Source organism: Nonomuraea muscovyensis (genome assembly GCF_014207745.1).
In the GTDB taxonomy this organism is placed as follows: Bacteria; Actinomycetota; Actinomycetes; order Streptosporangiales; family Streptosporangiaceae; genus Nonomuraea; species Nonomuraea muscovyensis.
Genome location: NZ_JACHJB010000001.1, coordinates 3,233,204 through 3,255,085 on the forward strand (window position 1 = coordinate 3,233,204; position 21,882 = coordinate 3,255,085).

20 protein-coding genes are annotated in these 21,882 nt (G+C 71.2%); 7 read left to right on the forward strand and 13 right to left on the reverse strand.

Features of this window, described 5'->3' with window-relative positions; genetic code table 11:
* Positions 1 to 92: 92 nt before the first annotated feature.
* From FHU36_RS15360 to FHU36_RS15375, 4 genes are all read right to left on the reverse strand, one after another.
* On the reverse strand, positions 93 to 704 hold the full coding sequence (locus tag FHU36_RS15360) for an HD domain-containing protein (RefSeq protein WP_185084339.1): 612 nt from the start codon (positions 702 to 704) through the stop codon (positions 93 to 95).
* Between the two features lie 19 nt (positions 705 to 723).
* Positions 724 to 2,895: a molybdopterin-dependent oxidoreductase gene (locus FHU36_RS15365; protein ID WP_185084340.1), complete on the reverse strand. Its 2,172-nt coding sequence runs from the start codon at positions 2,893 to 2,895 to the stop codon at positions 724 to 726.
* Between the two features lie 123 nt (positions 2,896 to 3,018).
* Positions 3,019 to 3,681, reverse strand: coding sequence for a hypothetical protein (locus tag FHU36_RS15370; protein WP_185084341.1), 663 nt, complete (start codon positions 3,679 to 3,681; stop codon positions 3,019 to 3,021).
* Position 3,682: 1 nt separating this feature from the next.
* Positions 3,683 to 3,898: a hypothetical protein gene (locus tag FHU36_RS15375; RefSeq protein WP_185084342.1), complete on the reverse strand. Its 216-nt coding sequence runs from the start codon at positions 3,896 to 3,898 to the stop codon at positions 3,683 to 3,685.
* 694 nt (positions 3,899 to 4,592) lie between these two features.
* Between FHU36_RS15375 and FHU36_RS15380 the strand changes: the two genes are divergently transcribed.
* The gene (locus FHU36_RS15380) at positions 4,593 to 5,456 is read left to right on the forward strand and encodes a helix-turn-helix domain-containing protein (protein WP_185084343.1); all 864 of its coding nucleotides are present in this window, start codon (positions 4,593 to 4,595) and stop codon (positions 5,454 to 5,456) included.
* A gap of 53 nt (positions 5,457 to 5,509) precedes the next feature.
* A complete protein-coding gene (locus FHU36_RS15385; protein WP_185084344.1) occupies positions 5,510 to 5,734 on the forward strand; it encodes a DUF397 domain-containing protein in 225 nt (74 codons plus the stop codon).
* 291 nt (positions 5,735 to 6,025) lie between these two features.
* On the opposite strand, the gene FHU36_RS15390 is transcribed toward FHU36_RS15385, so the two are convergent.
* Positions 6,026 to 7,423: an MFS transporter gene (locus FHU36_RS15390; RefSeq protein WP_185084345.1), complete on the reverse strand. Its 1,398-nt coding sequence runs from the start codon at positions 7,421 to 7,423 to the stop codon at positions 6,026 to 6,028.
* A 118-nt stretch (positions 7,424 to 7,541) separates the two neighbouring features.
* Between FHU36_RS15390 and FHU36_RS15395 the strand changes: the two genes are divergently transcribed.
* The 4 genes from FHU36_RS15395 to FHU36_RS15410 all read left to right on the forward strand — a co-directional run bounded on the left by FHU36_RS15395 (position 7,542) and on the right by FHU36_RS15410 (position 11,984).
* Positions 7,542 to 8,363 carry a helix-turn-helix transcriptional regulator gene (locus tag FHU36_RS15395; RefSeq protein WP_221495902.1) on the forward strand — a complete coding sequence of 274 codons (822 nt, stop codon included), beginning with the start codon at positions 7,542 to 7,544 and terminating at the stop codon, positions 8,361 to 8,363.
* Between the two features lie 71 nt (positions 8,364 to 8,434).
* Positions 8,435 to 9,511, forward strand: coding sequence for a CapA family protein (locus FHU36_RS15400; protein ID WP_185084346.1), 1,077 nt, complete (start codon positions 8,435 to 8,437; stop codon positions 9,509 to 9,511).
* Between the two features lie 41 nt (positions 9,512 to 9,552).
* Complete coding sequence (locus FHU36_RS15405) at positions 9,553 to 11,283, forward strand: SDR family oxidoreductase (protein ID WP_185084347.1); 1,731 nt, start codon at positions 9,553 to 9,555, stop codon at positions 11,281 to 11,283.
* Between the two features lie 41 nt (positions 11,284 to 11,324).
* The gene (locus tag FHU36_RS15410; RefSeq protein WP_376774131.1) at positions 11,325 to 11,984 is read left to right on the forward strand and encodes a TetR/AcrR family transcriptional regulator; all 660 of its coding nucleotides are present in this window, start codon (positions 11,325 to 11,327) and stop codon (positions 11,982 to 11,984) included.
* Here the strand turns inward: FHU36_RS15410 and FHU36_RS15415 are convergent.
* Together FHU36_RS15415 and FHU36_RS15420 are read right to left on the reverse strand one after the other, a co-directional pair.
* Positions 11,981 to 12,820, reverse strand: a complete 840-nt coding sequence (locus FHU36_RS15415) for an SMI1/KNR4 family protein (RefSeq protein WP_185084348.1) — start codon at positions 12,818 to 12,820, stop codon at positions 11,981 to 11,983. The two genes, FHU36_RS15410 and FHU36_RS15415, sit on opposite strands and share 4 nt — an antisense overlap.
* 98 nt (positions 12,821 to 12,918) lie before the next feature.
* A complete protein-coding gene (locus FHU36_RS15420; protein ID WP_185084349.1) occupies positions 12,919 to 13,149 on the reverse strand; it encodes a hypothetical protein in 231 nt (76 codons plus the stop codon).
* A gap of 179 nt (positions 13,150 to 13,328) precedes the next feature.
* Between FHU36_RS15420 and FHU36_RS15425 the strand changes: the two genes are divergently transcribed.
* On the forward strand, positions 13,329 to 13,859 hold the full coding sequence (locus tag FHU36_RS15425) for a tetratricopeptide repeat protein (RefSeq protein ID WP_312891604.1): 531 nt from the start codon (positions 13,329 to 13,331) through the stop codon (positions 13,857 to 13,859).
* A gap of 172 nt (positions 13,860 to 14,031) precedes the next feature.
* On the opposite strand, the gene FHU36_RS15430 is transcribed toward FHU36_RS15425, so the two are convergent.
* The 6 genes from FHU36_RS15430 to dnaK form a co-directional block, all read right to left on the reverse strand.
* Positions 14,032 to 14,802 (reverse strand): hypothetical protein, encoded by a 771-nt coding sequence (locus FHU36_RS15430; protein WP_185084350.1) that lies wholly within the window; start codon positions 14,800 to 14,802, stop codon positions 14,032 to 14,034.
* 358 nt (positions 14,803 to 15,160) lie between these two features.
* Positions 15,161 to 17,731, reverse strand: coding sequence for an ATP-dependent chaperone ClpB (clpB, locus tag FHU36_RS15435; protein WP_185084351.1), 2,571 nt, complete (start codon positions 17,729 to 17,731; stop codon positions 15,161 to 15,163).
* A gap of 5 nt (positions 17,732 to 17,736) precedes the next feature.
* Entirely contained in the window at positions 17,737 to 18,087 is a 351-nt protein-coding gene (locus tag FHU36_RS15440; RefSeq protein WP_185084352.1) for a heat shock protein transcriptional repressor HspR, read from the reverse strand.
* A 3-nt stretch (positions 18,088 to 18,090) separates the two neighbouring features.
* Positions 18,091 to 19,272: a molecular chaperone DnaJ gene (gene dnaJ / locus FHU36_RS15445; RefSeq protein WP_185084353.1), complete on the reverse strand. Its 1,182-nt coding sequence runs from the start codon at positions 19,270 to 19,272 to the stop codon at positions 18,091 to 18,093.
* A 21-nt stretch (positions 19,273 to 19,293) separates the two neighbouring features.
* A complete protein-coding gene (gene grpE, locus FHU36_RS15450; protein ID WP_185084354.1) occupies positions 19,294 to 19,920 on the reverse strand; it encodes a nucleotide exchange factor GrpE in 627 nt (208 codons plus the stop codon).
* Positions 19,920 to 21,794 carry a molecular chaperone DnaK gene (gene dnaK, locus FHU36_RS15455; RefSeq protein ID WP_185084355.1) on the reverse strand — a complete coding sequence of 625 codons (1,875 nt, stop codon included), beginning with the start codon at positions 21,792 to 21,794 and terminating at the stop codon, positions 19,920 to 19,922. Before dnaK ends, grpE begins: the two co-directional genes overlap by 1 nt.
* Between the last annotated feature and the right edge of the window lie 88 nt (positions 21,795 to 21,882).

The following is a 21,882-nucleotide window of genomic DNA, read 5'->3' on the forward strand; positions in this document are numbered from 1 at the left end:
AGGTTGACCGGCCCCCCGAAACGGCGCAATTGCCTACGTCTCGGTCGCACTATCTCTTTCACGAAATGTCCCCTACCCCCGGCACGAGGGCATCACTCGGACAGGTGTCCCCGCGACACGGAGAGTTCGACCAGGTCGAGGGCGTACGCGCCGAGAGAGGGGGAGCCCTCCTGGATCAGCCGGACGTTCCGCTTGACCTGCTCGGCCGTGACCTTGAACAGCGGCCAGGTGCCGCCCTCGGTGTGGTGGTTGGCCAGCAGCGGCGCGAACCGGTCGAGCGCGCGGGCGAACCTCGCCTCCGGCGTCCTGCGCGCCTCGAACTCGTTCCACAGCTCCCGCAGCCCCGCCGCCTGGTCGGCGGGCAGCAGGGCGAAGATGCGGTCTGCCGCGGCTTGCTCGGCCTCCGCCTGCGCGGCCACGGCGACGGGATCGTAGATGAAGGTGTCGCCCGCGTCGATCTCGACCAGGTCGTGCACCATCAGCATGGCGACGACCCGCTGGATGTCCGTGCCGGGAGGCGCGTGCTCGGCGAAGATCATCGCCAGCATGCCCACGTACCAGGAGTGCTCTGCGTCGTTCTCCCGCCGGGAACCGTCCATGAGGAGGTTGCGGCGGATGATCCGCTTCAGCTTGTCGATCTCGACGGCGAAGGAGATCTGGGCGTGGAGGCGGTCCTTTTCCGGCACGGTAGTCACGCGCGACACCCTAACGGCCGATGATCACTTAGGTGGGCAGAACGGTCACCGGAACCCCGTTGAACACCGCGTTGCCCGACGGGACGTCGATCGCCGTCTCGTCCGTGAGCACGTTGGCGCTGACCCCGGCGTGCTCGGCGGCCACCGCCTGGGAACTGCCCGCGTGCCCCCAGCCGTGGGGCAGCGAGACCACGCCGGGCATGATGGCGTCGGTCGGTTCGAGGGGCACGGTCAGCTCGCCCCTGGCCGAGCGCACCACCGCCTCGCCGGCCAGCCCGAGCCTGGCCACGTCGGCCGGGTTCATCTGCAGCGTGCAGGTGTTGCTGCCGCCGACCAGCGGCGCGACGTTGTGCAGCCAGCTGTTGTTGGAGCGCAGATGGCGCCGCCCGATCAGGACGAGCTCCGGCGGCTGCTCCTCCAGCCCGGCGCGCAGCCGCTCGACGTCCCGCAGGAGCAGCGCCGGGGCCAACTCGACGACGCCCGAGGCGGTACGGAGCACCTCGGGCAGCCGCGGCTCCAGCGGCCCGAGGTCGATGCCGTGCGGGTGGTCGAGCAGCGTGCGCAGCGACAGCTCGCCCTTGCCGGACCATGTGCCGTACGGGCCGAGCCGCAGCATCAGGTCGAGCCGGCGCTCGGCACCCGTCTCCCCGTCGAGCGCGGCCTGCAGCTCGGCCGCGTCACGGCCCTCGACGCCGGAGCCGGGCGTCTGGACGGCCTTGGCCAGCGACTGCCCGATGACGAACGCGTCCAGGTCGCCCTCCACCCCGGAGGCGATCATGGCGAGCCGGGCCAGGATCTCCGCCTCGGACGGCCGCCCGTCCAGGGGGAGCGACGGCCGCGAGTAGCGCGCGTAGTTGCGCACGGCGAAGCCCTGCAGCGCGAAGTCGAAGTGGCCCGACTGCAGCATCCGCGGCGGCGGCAGGATGACGTGCGCGTGCCGGGTGGTCTCGTTCAGGTACGGGTCAACGCTGACCATGAAGTCGAGCCCCGCGAACGCCCGGTCGAGCCGTGCCCCGTGCGGCGCCGACAGCACCGGGTTGCCCGCCACGGTCAGCAGCAGCCTGATCTGCCCCTCGCCCGGCGTCTCGATCTCGTCGGCCAGCGTCGCCACCGGCAGCTCGCCGTTCGTCTCGGGCAGGCCGCGCACCCGGCTCGTCCACCGCCCCACCGTGTACGGCCGGCGCGGGCCGCCGTACTCGGTGGCGGGCTTGGCGAACATGGCGCCGCCCGGCCGGTCGAGGTTGCCGGTCAGCACGTTCAGGACGTCGACCAGCCACTGCGCCAGCGTGCCGAACTCGGCCGTGCAGGTGCCGATCCGGGCGTAGACCGCCGCGGCCGGGGCCGCCGCGAGCTCCCTCGCCAGCCGGACGATCACCTCCGCCGGGACGCCCGTACGGCGGGCCACCACGTCCGGCGGGAAGTGCTTGGCGGCCTCTCGCACCTGGTCGAGCCCGTTGACCTGGAGCGACACCCGGTCCAGGCCCTCGGCGAGCACCGTGTGCACCAGGCCGAACAGCAGGTAAGCGTCGGTGCCCGGCCGGACGAACACGTGCTCGTCAGCCAGGGCGGCCGTCCGCGTGTGGCGCGGGTCCACCACGACGAGCCTGCCGCCGCGCGCCCGCAGCGCCCTGAGCCGGCCGGGGAAGTCGGGCGCGGTGCACAGCGAGCCGTTCGACTCCAGCGGGTTCGCGCCGAGCATGAGCAGGTAGCCGGTCCGGTCGAGGTCGGGCACCGGGATGGTCATCGGGTGGCCGAACATGAGCCCGCATGACACGTGCTTGGGCATCTGGTCGGCGGTGCTGGCGGTGAAGACGTTGCGGGTGCCCAGCGCTTTGATCATCGGGCCGGCGTAGAGGGCGCCGGCCATGGTGTGGGCGCTGGGGTTGCCCAGGTAGACGCCGATCGACTGGCGGCCGTACGTCTGGGCGACGCGCTCGAATCCGGCCTCGACGGCGGCGAACGCCTCGTCCCAGCCGGCCTCGCGCCACCGCTCGCCGTCGCGGATCATCGGGTGGCGCAGCCGGTCGGGGTCCTCGTCCAGGCGGCCGAGACTGGCGCCCTTGGGGCAGATGAAGCCCTTGCTGAACGGGTCGTCCCGGTCGCCCCGCACGCCGGTCACGTGCCCGCCGTCGTCGAGGGTGAGGGTCAGGCCGCAGACGGCCTCGCACAGGGGGCAGGTGCGGTGGACGGTCGAGGGCATCACGACTCCTGAGTTCGTCAACTGAACTCATCTTGGCCTGTCCCGCGCGCGGGGGGAAGCCCCGGAGCCCCCGCGGTCTCCGGGGCTTGCCCCGGGGGCACGGCGCGGTCGCGCCCCCAGGAGTCAGCCCACCTGCGACAGAACCAGCCTGCCGGGCGGAGCGGAGCGCAGATCAGGCGGCTCCTCGAGATCGGACGACCGGAGCGGGATCCACGCCCGCCGGCCGTACAGGCGTTCCAGCCCGGGGGAGAGCGCCCCCGGCAGCTCGTCCCGCCGGACGATCTCCACGATCACCAGGTGTGCCCACCTGCGGTGCCGGTAGACGGCGGCGCTCCTGGCCCAGCAGGCGGCGGCGATCTCCTCCGCGTACGCCTCGAACTCCGCCGCCGAGATGCCGGCCCTGGTCAGCACCAGCGCCTTCTCGCCCGTACGGGTCGGCGTGATCCACAGCACCAGCGGGATCCGGCCGGCGCGCGTGTGCATCGTCGTCTCCAGGCAGGTGCGCTGCAGGCGGTGCCGGGAGACCACGCACCAGAAGTGCGCCACCACCCAGTTGCGGCCGCTCCTGGTGACCGCGGGCGCCGAGATCGCGGCGCTGAGCAGGATCAGCGGCATCCACCGGCCCTGCCCCACCGCCCCCACCAGGGCTGCGGCGACCAGGAAGAGAGCCGCGAGGACCAGCAGCTCGGTCCGGTAGCGCCACAGTCGGGCGAGCGCGGTGGACCGGCGGGCCGCCGGCAGGTCCTCGCCGGCCGGGTAGATCTGGTTGCGCGGGTTCCGGTCCATCTCACGACACCTCCTCGGCCACTGGTGGCGCGACGCGGAGCTGGTCGAAGCGCGGGTCCCGGTAGAGCCGGGTGCCGAATCCGGACCTGGTCACCGCCCAGCCCCGCCGGTAGGCGAACTCGTCCGGCTCCATGCAGATCTCGCGATCGGCCCAGGCGATGAGCTCCCGGATACGAGACTTGATTCGCCTGAGTCCCTTGGTACCTTGTGAGTACATGTGGAAGACCCCTTTCGCGGTAGTACTCGAGCGCCGTATTACTCGAGGTGGCTTCTCAAGCCGGACTGCAGGCTGGTGACCGGATTCGCCGCAGGGTGGCAGCCCTTATGCGGTGACCGGCCGGCAGCCTGAGTCCGGTTTTTTCGTGCACCCGAGCCGGGTTCGCCGGTGGGTGCGGCTCCTGCGCCGGTGTCTCCGGCGGAGCGACAGTCGCGGCTTCGTGTCAGACGAGTGCGAGATCCTTCCGGCAAGCGGCCTCCCTGGGGCGGGGATTCGTATCCGGGACGGCGCCGTTGCCGGTGGGGCGGCCCGCGTGGCCGCGCGCGAACATGAACGGAAGGACCGGGCGGTGCGGCCGTGTCGTCATTCCGGCCTCCTCGGCAGCTCGTTCCCTCCTGAGCCCGATCGTCTCTCCGTAACGTTTCCCCTGCAAGGCCCCGAGCAAGAGAAGATTTACATTTCTTCGCACCTTGCTTATTGCCTTGCGCTGCAAATTGCACGACCGAGGCTGTTTCCCCATGCTTGTTCCCGTGCTCGCTTGCTCGACGCCGCCGATCGTGTCAGGCTGCAAGCGCGGCTGAGCGCGACTACACATGCAAGTTGCAGTGTAAGATTGAGCGATACGGCCCCCCGTCCGGGCATTCCAAACGACCCTTCCCGGCTACACCTTCCTTCCCGACGAGGAGAGTGGACGGTGCCATCGCAGCAGGGCAGCCCGACTGTCCGCCGGCTCAGACTCGCCCAGGAGCTCCGCCTCCTCCGCGAGCGCAGCAAACTCACCGGGGGCAAGGCCGCCGGTGAGCTCGGCTGGTCGGCGAGCAAGGTATCCCGCATCGAAGCGGCCAAGACCATGCCCAGTGCCGACGACATCAAGGCGCTGGCGGAGCTCTACCAGGTCGACGAGCCGAAGCTTGACGAACTTTTCGGCCTGTTGCGTGACGCGCTTCAGCGCGGATGGTGGGAGGATTACGAAGATTCTCTACCCGAGGAGTACACAAGATTCCTTGGGCTGGAGGCGGAGGCCACGTTTCAGCGCAACTGGGAACCCCAGGTGGTGCCGGGCCTTCTGCAAACCGAGGACTACGCGCGGGAGGTCATCCTGGCACCGCGCGGCATCGTCCGTATCACGCACAGCGGTGTCCGGAGCCGGGTCGAGGCTCGGATGGACCGACAGCGGCGAGTCCTGCAGCGGCCGGATCCACCCGAGATGCGCTTCGTCCTGGACGAGTCCGTGCTGACCCGGAAGTTCGGCGAGCCCTCGGTGATGCGGGCGCAGATGGAGCATCTCCTGGAGATGTCCCTGCTCTCGCACGTCAGCGTCCGCGTGCTGACGATGGAGTCGCTGCACCCGGTCAACACGGGAGCGTTCATCCATCTGAAATTCGCGGCGTTTGACGATGTTGTATACCTGGAGCAGCTTTACACGGCTAACTTCGTCGAGGATCTCGCACGAGTGGCCGGCTACGAGGCGGCCTTCGAACACATCCGGTCCGAAGCGCTCGACGAGGACGAATCGCGCGTGCTCATCCAGCGCAAGGCCATGATGTGGCGGCGTTAGCGATGAAGACCAACAAGGGGGCAACGGTGCCCCCTCGCCCATTTGGGGAGACCATGTACATCGAGAGCAAGACGGCGGCATGGCAGAAGAGCAGCTTCTGCAACGGCGCGAGCAACTGCGTCGAGGTCGCTCCGCTGGCCGACGGCAACGTCGCGCTGCGAGACAGCAAGGCGCTGGACGGCCCCGTCCTCGTCTTCACGCCGTCGGAGTGGGAAGCCTTCACGGCGGGGGTTCGTGACGGTGAGTTCGACCTGGCGGCCCTTGCCGCCGGTAGGTGAAGAACGGCCCGGGCGAGTTGCTGGCACAACTTGCCGGGCCGTTCGGTGAGGCCGCTGACGGCCTCCGACAATCCAGCTCACCGTGAGGCGGTACAGCTGACCTGCACATCATGACACAACGACGCCCCCCCATGATCACTCGATGACACGCCCATGGCGGTAGCGCACCAACCATCCCCGTAGGTCTCCCTGATGGTTCCTGCCACCTGGCGCCCACCGGTGCGAAGAGGTCGAGCAAAAGGGGCGCTTGTTGTACGCCGAGCGGATGATCTCTCCCCGACGCTCCGGTCTTCAGGCGCGTCGCCGTACGAGGAACAGGGAGCTCACCCCGGCCAGGACGGCCAGCGCGGCGCAGGCGAGCGCGGCGGTCATGGCGGCCGTGGCGCCCTGGCCCTGCAGCGAGATGAACAGCGTGCCGACCGTGGCCACGCCGATGACCTGCCCGAGCTGCATCACGGTCAGCAGCGCACCGCTCGCGTCGGCGGCGTGGGCCTCGCTCACCTGCGCGGTGGCGAGGTTCGTGACCGCGATCTGCACGCCGAGCCCGGCGCCGATGAGCGCGCTCATCACCGCGTACGGCAGGCCGCCCCCCGCCGCGAGGCCGAGCCCCACGTACGCGGGCGTGGCCACCACGTAGCCGTAGGGCACCAGCGAGCGCTGCAGGCGGGCGGGCAGGCGCGGCCAGGCGAGCCCGACGACGGCGAAGGCCAGCGCGCACGGCACCAGCATCATGCCGGAGGCCAGCGGCGACAGGCGCAGCTCGCCCTGCAGGTGCAGCGCCGAGGTGAACAGGAACGCGCCCCACGTGGCCGGCCCGAGCAGCAGCACCGCGAGGCCCGGCCGCATGCCCGGCGCGCGCAGCACGGCCGCGTCGACCAGCGGCCGGCCGCCGCGGGCGGTCACCCAGCGCTCGATCCGGACGAACGCCGTGAACATCGGCACGCTCAGCGCCATCGACGCCCAGCCCCACAGCGGCCAGCCCAGCTCCCGGCCCAGCACCAGCGGCACCACGAAGAGAAGCACGGCCGCCGCCAGCGTCACCAGGCCGCCCGGGTCGAGCCCGGTCCGGCGGGCGCCGCCCCGGTCGGCGGGCAGCACGCGCAACCCCGCCACGAGCAGCAGCGCGCCGATCGGCACCAGCACCAGGAAGACGATCCGCCAGCCGGCGCCGAGGCCCAGCAGGATGCCGCCGAGCGCCTGGCCCACCACGATGCCGCCGCTCACCACGGCCGACCACAGGCCGAGCGCCCGGCCCCGGGCCGCGCCCTGGTAGTTGTGCTGGATCAGGGTGAGCACCTGCGGCATCATCAGGGCGGCGCCCGCGCCCTGCGCGAGCCGGAAGCCGACCAGCCAGCCGGTCGAGGGCGCCAGCCCCGCGCCGAGCGTGGTGAGGGTGAACAGCCCCAGCCCGGCGAGGAACGCGTTGCGGTAGCCGAACAGATCGCCGAGCCGGGCTCCGGTGATCAGCAGGACGGCGTAGACGATGGTGTATCCGGCAACGATCATCTGCAGGCCGGCGCCCGAGGAGCGCAGGTCGGCCTCGATCGTGGGGGTGGCCACGTTGACGATGTTGACGTTGAGGATGGCCAGGAACTGCCCCACGAGGATGACCGCCAGGAGCAGACCGCTGGCCCCGCTCCGCTCCGGTCGCACGGCCAGAGGGGGAGGAACGGCAGCAGTACGGGTCATGTTTCTACAGTCTGACGGCAATCGGATACCGGTAACGAGAGCCCCTGCATACTGGTATTGACGCTACCCGGCTACCGGTTCCCGGGCGGCCCCACCGGACCCACGGGGAGACGCGACAGTGGCAGAGGCGAAGCGGACCGACCTGGCGGCGTTCCTGCGCACCCGCCGCGAACGCATCACCCCCGAGATGGTCGATCTGGCCCCCGGGCCGCGCAGGCGCACGCCCGGCCTGCGCCGCGAGGAGGTCGCCCAGCTCGCCGGGGTGGGCGTGACCTGGTACACGTGGCTGGAGCAGGGGCGGCCGATCAACGCCAGCACCCAGGTGCTTGACGCCATCGCCCGCACGCTCCGGCTCGACAACGCCGAGTGGCAGCACCTCTACCGGCTGGCCGGCCACAACGCCGGCGTGCCCGCCGGCGACGCCGTACGGGTGACGCCGCAGATCCAGGAGATCCTCGACCAGCTCGACCCGATGCCGGCCTGCCTGTCCAACAGCCGCTGCGACGTGCTCGCCTGGAACTCCGCCTACGCCGTGTTGGTGCCCGAGGTGGTCCAGGCGCCGGAGGGGGAGCGCAACACGCTCTGGCAGAACTGCGTGTCCACCAAGCTGTCGGCCATGCTGGTCAACCGCGAGCAGGAGCTGCCCGGCGTGATCGCGGTGTTCCGCGGCGCCTACAGCCGCCACGCCGACGACCCGTGCTGGCAGGGCTTCGTCACCAGGCTGAGCGCGGCCAGCCCGGAGTTCGCGCGGCTGTGGGCCCGGCAGGACGTCGCCGAGCCGGGTCCCCGCGAGAAGCTCATGAAGCACGAGCGGGTCGGCGAGATGCGGTTCACCACCACGATCCTCCACTCGCCGGCCCCCGAGACCCGCATGGTGATCTACAGCCCCATGGACGACGGCACCCGCGCCGCGATCGACCGGCTGCTTACCGAGACCTGACCTCGGCGTGACACCGGGCCTCATGGCATGCTCGATCCTTGACCCACCGGATCCAGCAGAAGTGGCGACATATGAGACTCCCCCCTGCCGCCGCGGCTGTGGCTCTCGCCGCCGCGCTCACAGCGTGCTCCGCTGCCGAGTCCGAGACCCCGGAGCGCCGCGGCGAGACGGCCACCGCCGAGGCGACGTCACCGAGCCCCAAGCCGTCGCGGGTGCGCAAACCGTTCACGATCGCGTTCGGCGGTGACGTGCACTTCGAAGGCGGCCTGCGGGCGCGGCTGAACAGCCCCCGCACCGCGCTCGGGCCGATCGCCGGCGTGCTGCGCGACGCCGACCTGGCGATGGTCAACCTGGAGACGGCGATCACCACCGGCGGCACTCCGGCGCCGGGCAAGCAGTTCGCCTTCCGGGCGCCGGCCAGCGCCTTCACCGCGCTCAAGGCCGCCGGGGTGGACGTGGTGTCGATGGCCAACAACCACGGCATGGACTTCATGGAGACCGGCCTGGCCGACTCGCTGGCCGCCATCAAACGGTCGAAGTATCCCGTGGTGGGCATCGGCAGGAACGACACCGAGGCGTACCGGCCCTTCCGCAGGGTCGTCAACGGCAACCGGGTGTCGATCATCGGGGCCACCCAGGTGCTCGACGACCACCTCATCCCCGCCTGGACGGCGACGCCCGACAAGGGCGGGCTCGCCTCGGCCAAGAACGAGACGCGCCTGCTCCGGGCCGTACGGCAGGCGCGCAAGCAGTCCGACACCGTGATCGTGCACCTGCACTGGGGCACCGAGATGCAGAAGTGCCCCAACCCGGCGCAGCTCTCGCTCGCCCCCAAGCTGGTCAAGGCGGGCGCCGACGTGGTGGTCGGCGGGCACGCGCACATCCTGCTCGGCGCCGGCTACCTCGGCAACGCCTACGTCAGCTACGGCCTGGGCAACTTCGTCTTCTACCACTCCAGCCCGGCGACCACCGGGCGGACCGGGGTGCTCACGCTCACCCTCAACGGCCGCAAGGTGCTCAAGGACACGTGGACCCCGGCGACCATCCAGGGCGGCGTCCCCGTCCCCATGACCGGCTCGGCCCGCACCCAGGCGGTCGCCGACTGGAAGGCGCTGCGCTCCTGCACCGGTCTGTCCACCCGGCCCTGACCGGCTATGTTCGGGAAGGGGGCCGACAGCGGGAGGTCGCGATGCGGTGGGTCGAGTCCGGTGACGTGCGGCTGGCACTCGTCGAGGAGGGCGACCCCGCCCGGCCGACGGTCCTGCTCCTGCACGGCTACCCCGACACCCACCGGGTCTGGGACGAGGTCGCCGAACGGCTGCGCGACCGCTTCCATGTGATCCGCTACGACGTGCGCGGCGCGGGGAGCTCCGGCGCGCCGGCCGACCACCGGCACTACGACCTCGGCCACCTGTCCGCCGACCTCGCCGCCGTGCTCGACGAGATCGGCAAGCCCGCCGTCCACCTGGCCGGCCACGACTGGGGCTCGCTGCAGGGCTGGGACGCGGTGACCAGGCCGGGCATCCGCGAGCGCGTCGCGTCCTTCACCAGCCTCGGTGGGCCCGGACTCGACCAGACGGCGCCGTTCCTGCGGCACGGCAGGCCCGCCGAGGTAGCCGCCCAGCGCGCCCGGTCCTGGTACATCGGCGCCTTCCAGCTCCCGGTGCTGCCCGAGCTGGCCTGGCGGACCTTCGTGCCCGCGATGCTGGAGCGGACCCTGCGGCTGCGTGACGGGGTCGGCCCCCGGCCCGGCCATCCCGCCGCCACGCTGGCCAGGGACGCCGCGAACGGGCTGTGGCTCTACCGGTGCAACAGCGCGGGCCGGCGGCCCCGCCGCGACCCGCGCGTCGACGTTCCGGTGCAGCTCATCGAGGCCACCCGCGACTCGTTCGTCACCCCGGCCCTGCTCGCCTCGCTCACCCGGTGGGCGCCCCGGTGCTGGCACCGCAGGGTCGTCGCGGGTCACTGGGCGCACCGCGGCCGCCCAGGCGTGGTCGCCAGGATGATCGCCGAGTTCGCCGACCATGTGGACGGGCGCGTGGAGGGGCGCGTGGACGGCGGCGGGGTCGAGGGGAGCCTGCGCCGGGCCCGGGTCGTGCCGGGACGCGGGGCGTTCGGTGACCGGCTGGTGGTCGTCACGGGCGCGGGGAGCGGCATCGGCCGGGCCACCGCCCGCGCGTTCGCCGCCCACGGGGCCGAGGTCGTCTGCGCCGACATCGACGCGGCCGCCGCCGCGCGCACCGCCGGTGACATCGCCAAGGACCTGTCCGGCACGGCGCACGCCCGGTGGGTCGACGTCGGCGACGCCACCGCGATGGAGTCCTTCGCCCAGGACGTACGCGACCGGTACGGCGTGCCCGACATCCTGGTCAACAACGCCGGCAGCGTCGTCAGCGGCCCCTTCCTCGACCACTCGACCGACGACTGGCGCAGGACCCTCGACGTCAACCTATGGGGCGTCGTCCACGGCTGCCGGCTGTTCGGCGCCCAGATGGCCGAGCGCGGCGAGGGCGGCCACATCGTCAACATCGCCTCCATGGCCGCGTTCGCCCCGACGGTCGTGCTGCCCGCCTACTCGGCGGCCAAGGCGGCGGTGAAGACGCTCAGCGAGTGCCTGCGGGCCGAACTGGCCGGCCTGGGCATCGGTGTCAGCGCCGTCTGCCCCGGGCTCGTGTCGACGGCCATCGCCCGCAACGCCACCTACGTCGGCCCCGACCTGCGCGGCCTCGCCGAGAAGGGGGCCGAGCTGCGCGGCTACCCGCCCGAGCGCGTCGCGGCCCACATCCTGCGGGCCGTCCACCGCGACCAGGCCGTCGTCCCCGTCAACACCGAGGCCAAGCTCGGCTACGCCCTGTCGCGGGTCTTCCCCGGAGCCATGCGCGGCATCGCCCGGCTGTCCGCCGCCGCCAGAAATCTGTAATCGGCGGGTGACGATCGGCTGCTTCGGGAGAAGATGAGGACGTGCCGACCCCCCAGACTGATGACTGCACCAGCGCCCCGTCATTGCGGCGACAGCCCAGCCAGCGCCGCAGCGCCCGCCGGGTCCAGCGCATGCTCGACGCCTGCGCCGCCCTGCTCGACGAGAGCGGCTACGAGGCGCTGTCGACGACCCGCATCGCCGAACGCGCCGGTGTCGCGATCGGCTCCGTCTACCAGTTCTTCCCCGACAAGCGGGCGATCACCCAGGAGCTGACCCGGCGCAACGTCGAGCAGTTCGTCTCCCGGGTGGGGCATCGCTTCATCGAGGAGGACTACCGCGGCTGGTGGGAGGCGGTCGACGCGATCATCGACGAGTACGTCGACATGCACCGGACCGTTCCGGGTTTCAGGAGCCTCCACTTCGGCGACGCGGTGGACCTCAACCTGCTCGACTCCGACTCCGACAACAACACGGTCATCGCCGGGCGGCTGCGCGGGCTGCTGCTCAACGAGTTCGGGCTGGCCGACAGCCATGAGCTGGACGTGGCGATGCTGGTGGCCGTCGAGGCGGGCGACGCGGTGCTCAAGCTGGCCTTCCGGCGGGATCCCGCCGGCGAGCCGGAGATCATCGACGCGGCCAAGCAGCTCATCCGCGGCTTCCTGTCGCGCCAGCTCCGCTCCTGGTCGCCCCGTCCCGCCTAGGTCCAGACGGGCTCCCCGAGGTGTGTCGTCGCCGACAGCACCCGGCAGCCCATGCGGCGGGCCGCGTCGAACAGCGTGACCCGAGCCCGCTCGGCGTCCTCGGGCGGGAAGGCGAGCCGGATCTGGTGGCCGTAGACCGTCTCGTAGGTCAGCGACCAGCCGAGGTCCGTGGCGGCGAAGTGGTCCTGCCGCGCGCCGTCCTCGTCGCTGTGGCCGCCCCGGTCCGCCGTGGGCGCGAGCGCGTCCCGCAGGATCCGCAGCCGCTCGTGGTAGGGCAACTCGCCCTCGGACAGCCTGACGGAGACGTGTTCGCGCTCGCGGAACGGCTCGAACCACGGCGACGGCTCGACCTCGCCGGGCAGGATCGGCGTGCTGATCCGCCCGGTCAACCAGCCGTGGAGGAACTCCACCGCGCCGACGTCGAACGCGTCGTAGGCGACGCTGCGTGGATTCCAGACCACGACGCCCCAGTCGTCCGGTTCTCCGCCGGTCAGCCAGCAGAGCGAGTCGCCGTTGTCGGTGCCCGCCCACTCCAGCAGCCCACCGGGCTCCGGATGGAACGGGTAGGGGCATTCGTCGGGATACCTCTCACGGAAGGACCGCTCTCTGTCGAGCAGCCGCCGAGCGCGCTGGAGCAACAGGTCGTGAGCGCCGAACGGGGTCAGCGGCGTGATGAAGTCGACGAACTGGCCGAGCCCGTAGCGCTCGACGAGCGTCTTGAAGTCGGCGGGCAACCCGAGCCCGAGGACGGCCTCGACCGCGCTCCAGTCGCCGTGCGCGTCGACCGGTTCGGCGGGCGGCGGCACGAGGCGGAGCAACTCCTCAATCGTCGTCACGGCCCGCGAGTGTACCGAGCCCGCGCCGCCGGACGGCGTCCGGCCAACTACGCCGCCGGACGCCTTTCGGCGGCATGGTTCGCCGGCGGGCAGGTGCGCTATCGCGGAGTGCGCGGCTTCTCGGCGACGGAGGCGGGACCGCGCAGGCAGGGAGCGGGGAACGACACGGGCCGGGTGTCCTCGCGGACCATCCGCGCGTTCAGCCGGGCCTCGACGGCGCGCAGGTTGCGCTCGGCCGTCTCGACGGCCTCCAGCCGGGCCGAGAGGTAGCCGGACGCGCCCGGGATCACAGCAGAGAGGACGATGGCGCAGCCCAACGCGAAGGTCATCTGTTTGGACATGCCCATGACGGCCCCCTCGGCTTGCGGCGCGCGACGGCAGTTATGCCCGAGGGGCGGAGCGACACGCCGATCTCCGTCAGGCTTTGACCTGACAGTGGCGAAGTCGTGGCCGATCGGCGATGTGCATTGCCGGGGCAAACCGGCAAGGGGCTCGGTAGTCTCGCGGTGTGGCGCATGTGACCCGTGAGCACCTTGATCGCCTGCTTGAGCAGGCCCTGCTGGCCGACGACCACGGCTCCTTGGCCCAGCGGCTGTACGACGTCGCGCTCGGCTATTCCTCGGGCGACGTCTCCAGGGCGTCCATCCTGGTCCTGGCGGCCGAGGAGTGGCGAGCGGCCGGGCAGCCCGCGCGGGCGATGGAGTGCTTCCAGCGCGCGGTGGAGGACGGTGGCGAGTCGATCGTCGACCCGCGTGCCGGCATCGCCGACACGCTGTTCGAGCTCGAACGGCCCGACGAGGCGAGGGAGGTCATCGAAACGATCAGAGCGGAGGGCGGCGTCACCACGCCGACCGCCCACACGATCGCCGAGACCCTCGTCGCCTACGGCGACCTGCGGGCCGGGCTCGAATGGGTGACGCAGGCCGTGCTGGCCAGCGACGAGGACGACCCCGAGCACGTGGCGCTGCTGCGCACCCGCTACCGCATCAGGGTCGACCTGGGGCTGCCGGAAGACGAGCTCGACGCGCTGGTGTCCTGAGCGCCGGCGCGACAGGGCCGCGACCGTGAGGGCCGCGGCCCGTTTCGTGCTGTCCCGGATCGCCGATGATGTGGTCTCGGTGCCCCCGGACGGTCTGCCGCGCGGTTTCGGGCGGTCCTGATGGCCTGCCGAGGAGGGGACACTCCTCTTACCTGAGAAGGCGGTCGCCGGGTCAGTCGAGGCCCAGGCCGGGCAGCACGCCGTCTACCGCGTCCAGGGCCGGGGGCTGCGGCAGGCCCGGCACGCTCGGCACGTCCGGGAGGGTCTCGCCCTTCTGGTAGGTCCTGGGGGCGATCCGCCGGCGGTCCGGGCTCACCGGACGGTGCGCGGTCGAGTCCGCCGGGCGCCGCGCGGACGAGGCCGCACCCGCCACCGGTACGCCGCCGAACGACATGCCGCTGGGCACGACGGGCAGCACGGGGAGACCGGGCAGGTCGGGCGCCGGGCTGACCGTGGAGACGTCGGGCAGGCCGGCGGGGTTGGGGACGGCCGGCTTCGCCGGCACGTGCGAGTCGACGGCAGTCCCGCCCTCGCCGGCCTCGGCCGCACCGGTCTGGGCCTCGCCGGTCTGGGTCTCGCCGGTCTGGGCGGAGCCCTTGCCCTCGCCGCGCCCCTTCCCCTTCCCGTTGCCCTTGCCGCCCTTGCCGCCCGTACGGCCCTCGCCGCCGTCCTCGTGGTCTCGGGCGGGGCTTCCCGTGATGGCGCTGTCCGTTGGAGCCGAGCCGTCCGGAACGCGGCCGTTCAGGCCCGTCAGTCCGAGGCGCTGGGCGGTCCGCGTGACCAGCCTCGACAGTTCCTCGTCGTCGGCGAGCCGCTCGCCGGTGGCGCGGGTGAGCTCGTCGCAGGCCGACGCGGCGACTGAGTCGACGGACGCCGGCCTGCACGTGTCGGCGCTCACCGGGCCCACCCCCGGCCAGCTCACCCCCGCGGTCAGAGCGGCCACCGCAATGATGTTCCGAGATGCCACTTCACGTCCCCCTGATCGTGTTTCGGCGATCCGATGAAGCGCCAAGCTAGTCAGGGAGGCGAAGAGCGGAGAGCTGCTTGCCCGAAGGCTGGGGCAGACCTTACCGACGATCGGGCGGCATGACCGTCGGTTGCCCGGCCCGAGCCCGCGAGAGGGAGCGCCGTCGACAGCCCCCGTCGCCGCGGCCACCACGTCCGCCGCGTCTTCGGGGTTCTGGCAGCGGCGCAGGGCGTCGTCAGGTCCGTGTCCACGATGCCGAGGGCATGACATCCGTCCCCGGAAAAGACGGAAGCCCGCGGCCGAAGGGCCTGCGGGCTTCCTGGGGCGCCGGACGTCAGACGCGCTGGATGATCAGCTCGTCGTCGCCGAGGTCCACCTTGACCTGGTCGCCGTCGGCGACCTCGCCCGACAGCACCGCCTTGGCCAGCTTGTCGCCGATCGCCGACTGCACCAGCCGCCGCAGCGGGCGGGCGCCGTAGAGCGGGTCGTAGCCGGTCAGGGCCAGCCACTCGCGCGCCGCCGGGGTGACCTCCAGCGTCAGCCGGCGGTCGGCCAGCCGCTGGGCGAGCCGCTCGACCTGCAGGTCGACGATCTGCGTCAGCTCCTCCGAGCCGAGCGCGTCGAACAGGATCACGTCGTCGAGCCGGTTGAGGAATTCCGGCTTGAACGCGCCCCGCACCGCCCTCATGACGGCCTCGCGCTTGGCGTCGCTCTCCAGCGTCGGATCGACCAGGAACTGCGAACCGAGGTTGGAGGTGAGGATGAGGATCGTGTTGCGGAAGTCGACCGTGCGGCCCTGCCCGTCGGTCAGCCGCCCGTCGTCGAGCACCTGCAGCAGGATGTCGAAGACCTCGGGGTGCGCCTTCTCCACCTCGTCCAGCAGCACCACCGTGTACGGGCGGCGCCGCACGGCCTCGGTGAGCTGGCCGCCCTCCTCGTAGCCGACGTAGCCGGGAGGCGCGCCGACCAGCCGGGCCACGCTGTGCTTCTCGGAGTACTCGCTCATGTCGATGCGGGTCATCGCCCGCTCGTCATCGAACAGGAACTCCGCCAGCGCCTTGGCCAGCTCGGTCTTGCCCACACCGGTGGGGCCGAGGAACATGAACGAGCCGGTCGGCCGGTCGGGGTCGGCGATGCCGGCCCGGCTGCGCCGCACGGCGTCGGACACGGCCTGTACGGCCTGCCGCTGCCCGATGAGCCGCCTGCCCAGCTCGTCCTCCATGCGCAGCAGCTTGGCCGTCTCGGCCTCCATCAGGCGGCCGGCCGGGATGCCGGTCCAGGACGAGATGACCTCGGCGATGTCGTCGGGGCCGACCTCCTCCTTGACCATGGCGTCCTCGGGTGGCGCGGCCTCGGAGGCCTCCCGCAGGGCCTGCTCCAGCCGGGGCACCTCGGCGTACATGAGCCGCGAGGCCGCCTCGAAGTCGCCGTCGCGCTGGGCCCGCTCGGCGGCGCCGCGCGCCTCGTCGAGCTGCTTCTTCAGCTCGCCGACCTTGTTGAGCCCGGCCTTCTCGCGCTCCCAGCGGCCGACGAGGGCGTTGAGCTCCTCCTGGCGGTCGGCCAGCTCCTTGCGGAGCCGTTCGAGCCGCTGGAGGGACGCCTCGTCGGTCTCCTTGGACAGCGCCAGCTCCTCCATCTTCATCCGGTCGACGTTGCGCTGGAGCTGGTCGATCTCCACGGGCCGGGAGTCGATCTCCATGCGCAGCCGCGAGGCGGCCTCGTCGACCAGGTCGATGGCCTTGTCCGGCAGGAAGCGGCTGGTGATGTAGCGGTCGGACAGCGCGGCGGCGGCGACGAGCGCGCTGTCGGCGATCTGCACCTGGTGGTGGGCCTCGTAGCGGCCCTTGAGCCCGCGCAGGATCGCGATCGTGTCCTCGACCGTCGGCTCGCCCACGTACACCTGCTGGAAGCGGCGCTCCAGCGCCGGGTCCTTCTCGATGCGCTCGCGGTATTCGTCGAGCGTCGTGGCGCCGATCATGCGCAGCTCGCCGCGGGCCAGCATGGGCTTGAGCATGTTGCCCGCGTCCATCGCGCCCTCGGCGGCCCCCGCGCCGACGACGGTGTGCAGCTCGTCGATGAAGGTGACGATCTGGCCGTTGCTCTCCTTGATCTCGGAGAGCACCGCCTTCAGCCGCTCCTCGAACTCGCCGCGGTACTTCGCGCCCGCGACCATCGCGCCCAGGTCGAGCGAGATGAGCCGCTTGCCCCGCAGCGACTCGGGCACGTCACCGGCCACGATGCGCTGGGCGAGGCCCTCGACCACGGCGGTCTTGCCGACGCCGGGCTCGCCGATCAGCACCGGGTTGTTCTTGGTGCGCCGGGACAGCACCTGCACGACCCGGCGGATCTCGGAGTCACGGCCGATGACCGGGTCGAGCTTGCCGCTGCGGGCCCGCTCGGTCAGGTCGACACCGTACTTCTCCAGCGCCTGGTAGGTGTCCTCGGGCGTCTCGCTGGTGACGCGGGCGTGGCCGCGGACCTTCTCGAACGCGTCCAGCAGCGCCTGCGGCGTCGCCCCCTGCGCCTTGAGCAGCTCGGCCACCTGGCCGCCGTCGGTGGCCAGGCCCACGAGCAGGTGCTCGGTCGAGACGTACTCGTCCTCCAGGCGCTTGGCGCGCTGGGCGGCGGTGTTGATGACGGTCAGGAGCTGGCGCGAGCTGGACGGCGCGCCGACGGTCGAGCCCTGCGCCTTGGGCAGCGCCGCCAGCAGCTCCTCCGCCCTGGTGCGCAGCGCCTTCCAGTCGGCGCCCACGGCCTCCAGGAGGGGGACGGCGGTGCCGCCCGTCTGGTTGAGCAGCGTCGTGAGCAGGTGGGCCGGGGCGATCTCGGGGTTGCCTTCGGCGGCGGCGCGCCGCATGGCCCCGGAGAGCGCTTCCTGGCTCTTCTGGGTGAGCTTGTAGTCCATCTGTTCTAGGCCCCCGGTGGCAGCTCGTAGCGGATCAGCGCCTTGACCATCTGCATCTCGGCGCGCAGGCGGAGAACCTCCTCGCGCAGCCGCAGAGCTTCGTTCTCCAGCTCCAGGATCCGCTTGATGCCGGCGAGGTTGATGCCCTCCTCCTGGGAGAGGCGCTGCACCTCGCGCAGCTGGACGATGTCGCGTGTCGAATAGAGACGGCCGCGCCCGGCCGTGCGACCCGGGCAGACCAGGCCGAGCCGGTCGTACTGCCGCAACGTCTGCGGATGCAGGCCCGACAGCTGGGCGGCCACCGAGATCACATAGACGGGAGTGTCGTCGGACAGGTCGAAATAGTTGGCGTCCATCGGCTACTCGCTTCTGGCTCTCTGAATGAGATCAGCCCGCGGGTCGTCCTCCGCGGTCGCGGTGGCGAACTCCGTCAGGAGTTCGCGTGACTTGTCGTCGAGCGTCTTGGGCACCAGCACCTCGACGGTGGCGAGCAGGTCACCCTTGGTGCCGTCCTTGCGGGCGACGCCGCGGCCGCGCACCCGGAAGGTGCGGCCGTTCGGCGTGCCGGCGGGGACGCGCAGCGTGACCGGCAGGCCCTTGAGGGTGGGCACCTTGATCTCGGCGCCGAGCGCGGCCTCCGTGAACGTCACCGGCACGGTGATCGTGAGGTTGTCGCCGCTCCGCCCGAACACCGCGTGCGCCTTGACGTGGGTCTGGATGTAGAGGTCACCCGCGGGCCCGCCGTTCTCGCCCGGGGCGCCCTTGCCCTTGAGCTTGACCCGCTGGCCGTCGGCCACCCCCGCCGGGATGCGCGCCTGGATCGTGCGCGTGCTCTTGGCCCGGCCGCTGCCCTCGCAGACGGGGCAGGGGTCGTCCACGAGCAGCCCACGGCCCTTACAGTCGCGGCAGGGCTCGGAGAAGGCGAAGTTGCCGAGGTTGCGGCTGGCCGCCCCGGTGCCCTCGCAGGTGGGGCAGACCCGTGGGGTCGTGCCCGCCTTGGCTCCCGTCCCGCTGCACGCCGTACAGGCGGCCGAGCTGGTCAGCCGTAGCGACACCGTGGTGCCCTCGGCCGCCTCGGTGAAGCTGAGCGTGACCTCCGACTCGACGTCCTGGCCGCGGCGCGGCCTGGTGGTCCTGGTCGTGGTGCGGGCCGAACCGCCCCCGCGGTTGAACAGCCCGCCGAACAGGTCGCCGAGACGGTCTCCGCTTCCGGCGCCGCCCGGCTGACCGGCCGTGCCGCCGAAGAGGTCACCGAAGTCGAACGGGAACCCGCCACCGCCGGGACGCTGGCCGCCCATCCCGGACCCGAACAGCGTGCGCGCCTCGTCGTACTCCTTGCGGCGCTTGCCGTCGGACAGGACGTCGTAGGCTTCGGAGACCTCCTTGAACTTGGTCTCCTTGGTCGTGTCGCCCTGGTTGGTGTCCGGGTGATACTGCCTGGCCAGCTTCCGGTAGGCCTTCTTGATCTCGTCGGCGGTGGCGGTCTTGGGCACACCAAGGACGGCGTAGTAATCCTTCTCCAGGTAGTCCTTGGTGCTCATCTATGGCCCTTCGTCCTTTGGTCAGTTGTCGTCGTCAGCGGACGCCGAGGGGGCGTCCTCGGGCTCGGCCACGGCCACCCGGGCCGGGCGCAGCACCCGGTCGCCCATGCGGTAGCCGAGCTGGAGCACCTCGACCGCGGTCGGCTCCGTCACGTCGGGCGAGTAGCTGTGCATCAGCGCCTCGTGGACGGTCGGGTCGAAGGGCTCGCCCTTCTGTCCGAACGGGCTGAGCCCCAGCTTGGTGAGCACCGCCTCCAGAGACTCTGCCACCTTGGCGAAGCCGCCGGTGAGCTCGCCGTGGTCGCGGGCCCTGCCGATGTCGTCGAGCACCGGAAGCAGCTCCGTCAGCGCGCCGGCCACGGCCTGCTCGCGCACGACGACGCGGTCACGCTCGACGCGCCTGCGGTAGTTGGTGTATTCGGCCTGGAGGCGCTGCAGGTCGGCGGTGCGCTCGGCGAGCTGGGCCTTCAGCTCGCCGTCGTCGCCGACCGGCCCCGCCCCGGTCGCGCCCGTGTCGGCCGGTGTCTCCGTGGGCTGCTCGGCCTTGCCATCCGAGCCGAGCCGCGCCTGGCCCGTCTCCGGGTCGATCTTGCGGTTGTCGCGGATCACCGGCTCGCTGTGCTCGTGGCCGTTGTCACGAGGCGGCATCACTTGTCCTTCTTCGGCTCGTCGTCGACGATCTCGGCCTCGACGACGTCGTCGTCGGCCTTCGCCTGGGCGGCGTCACCGGCTGCGGCGTCCTGCGGGGCGCCTGCGCCCTCGCCGGCGGACTGCTGGCTCTGGGCGTAGATCGCCGAACCCATCTTCTGGCTGACCGTGGCGAGCTTCTCGGCGGAGGTGCGGATCGTGTCGGTGTCCGTGCCCTCCAGGGCCTTCTTCAGCTCGGCCAGGGCGTCGTTGACCTCGGTCTTGATCTCGCCGGGGACCTTGTCGTCGTTCTCGCGGAGGAACTTCTCCGTCTGGTAGGCGAGCCCGTCCGCGTTGTTGCGGACCTCGGCCTCCTCGCGGCGCTTCTTGTCCTCCTCGGCGTACGACTCGGCCTCGCGCATCATGCGCTCGATGTCGTCCTTCGGCAGCGCGGAGCCGCCGGTGATCGTCATCGTCTGCTCCTTGCCCGTGCCCAGGTCCTTGGCGGAGACGTTGACGATGCCGTTGGCGTCGATGTCGAAGGTGACCTCGATCTGCGGGATGCCGCGCGGCGCCGGGGCGATGCCGGTCAGCTCGAACGTGGCGAGCTTCTTGTTGTAGGAGGCGATCTCGCGCTCGCCCTGGAAGACCTGGATCTGCACCGACGGCTGGTTGTCCTCGGCCGTGGTGAAGACCTCCGAGCGCTTGGTCGGGATCGTCGTGTTGCGCTCGATGATCTTGGTGAAGATGCCGCCCTTGGTCTCGATGCCCAGCGACAGCGGGGTCACGTCGAGCAGCAGGACGTCCTTGACCTCACCCTTGAGCACGCCGGCCTGCAGGGCGGCGCCGATGGCGACGACCTCGTCGGGGTTGACGCCCTTGTTGGGCTCCTTGCCGCCGGTCAGCTCCTTGACCAGCTCGGAGACGGCGGGCATGCGGGTCGAGCCGCCGACGAGCACCACGTGGGCGATGTCGGAGACCTTGATGCCGGCGTCCTTGATGACCTGGTGGAACGGGCCCTTGGTCCGCTCGAGCAGGTCGGCGGTGAGCCGCTGGAACTCGGCGCGGGTCAGCTTCTCGTCAAGGTGCAGCGGGCCCTCGGACGAGGCCGTGATGTAGGGCAGGTTGATCGTGGTCTCGGACTGGCTGGACAGCTCGATCTTGGCCTTCTCCGCAGCCTCGCGCAGGCGCTGGAGGGCCATCTTGTCCTTGGACAGGTCGACGCCGTGGGCGTTCTTGAACCTGTTGGCCAGCTCGTCGACGACGCGCTGGTCCCAGTCGTCACCGCCGAGGTGGTTGTCGCCCGAGGTCGCCTTGACCTCGACGAAGCCGTGACCGTCCTCCTGGCCGACGTCGAGCAGGGACACGTCGAAGGTGCCGCCGCCGAGGTCGAAGACCAGGATCGTCTGGTCCTCCTCCTTGTCGAGGCCGTAGGCCAGGGCGGCCGCGGTCGGCTCGTTGATGATGCGCAGCACGTTGAGGCCGGCGATCGTGCCGGCCTCCTTGGTGGCCTGGCGCTGGGCGTCGTTGAAGTAGGCCGGGACGGTGATCACCGCGTCGGTGATCTTCTCGCCCAGGTAGGCCTCGGCGTCCTGCTTGAGCTTCTGCAGGACGAAGGCGCTGATCTGCTGAGGAGAGAACTTCTTGCCGTCGATCTCCTGGGACCAGTTGGTGCCTATCTCGCGCTTGACCGAGCGGATGGTCCGGTCCACGTTGGTGACGGCCTGCCGCTTGGCGACCTCGCCGACGAGAACCTCGCCGTTCTTCGCGAACGCGACCACGGACGGCGTGGTCCGCGAGCCCTGCGCGTTGGCGATGACGGTGGGCTCACCGCCCTCGAGAATCGAGACGACGGAGTTGGTCGTCCCCAGGTCGATACCTACCGCACGTGCCATGAGTACGTCCTTGTAGTCAAAGTTGAGTCGGTCAGACTCAAGGTACGAATGACGGGTCTCTTTGTCAAACGTCTTGAGCCTACTCGAC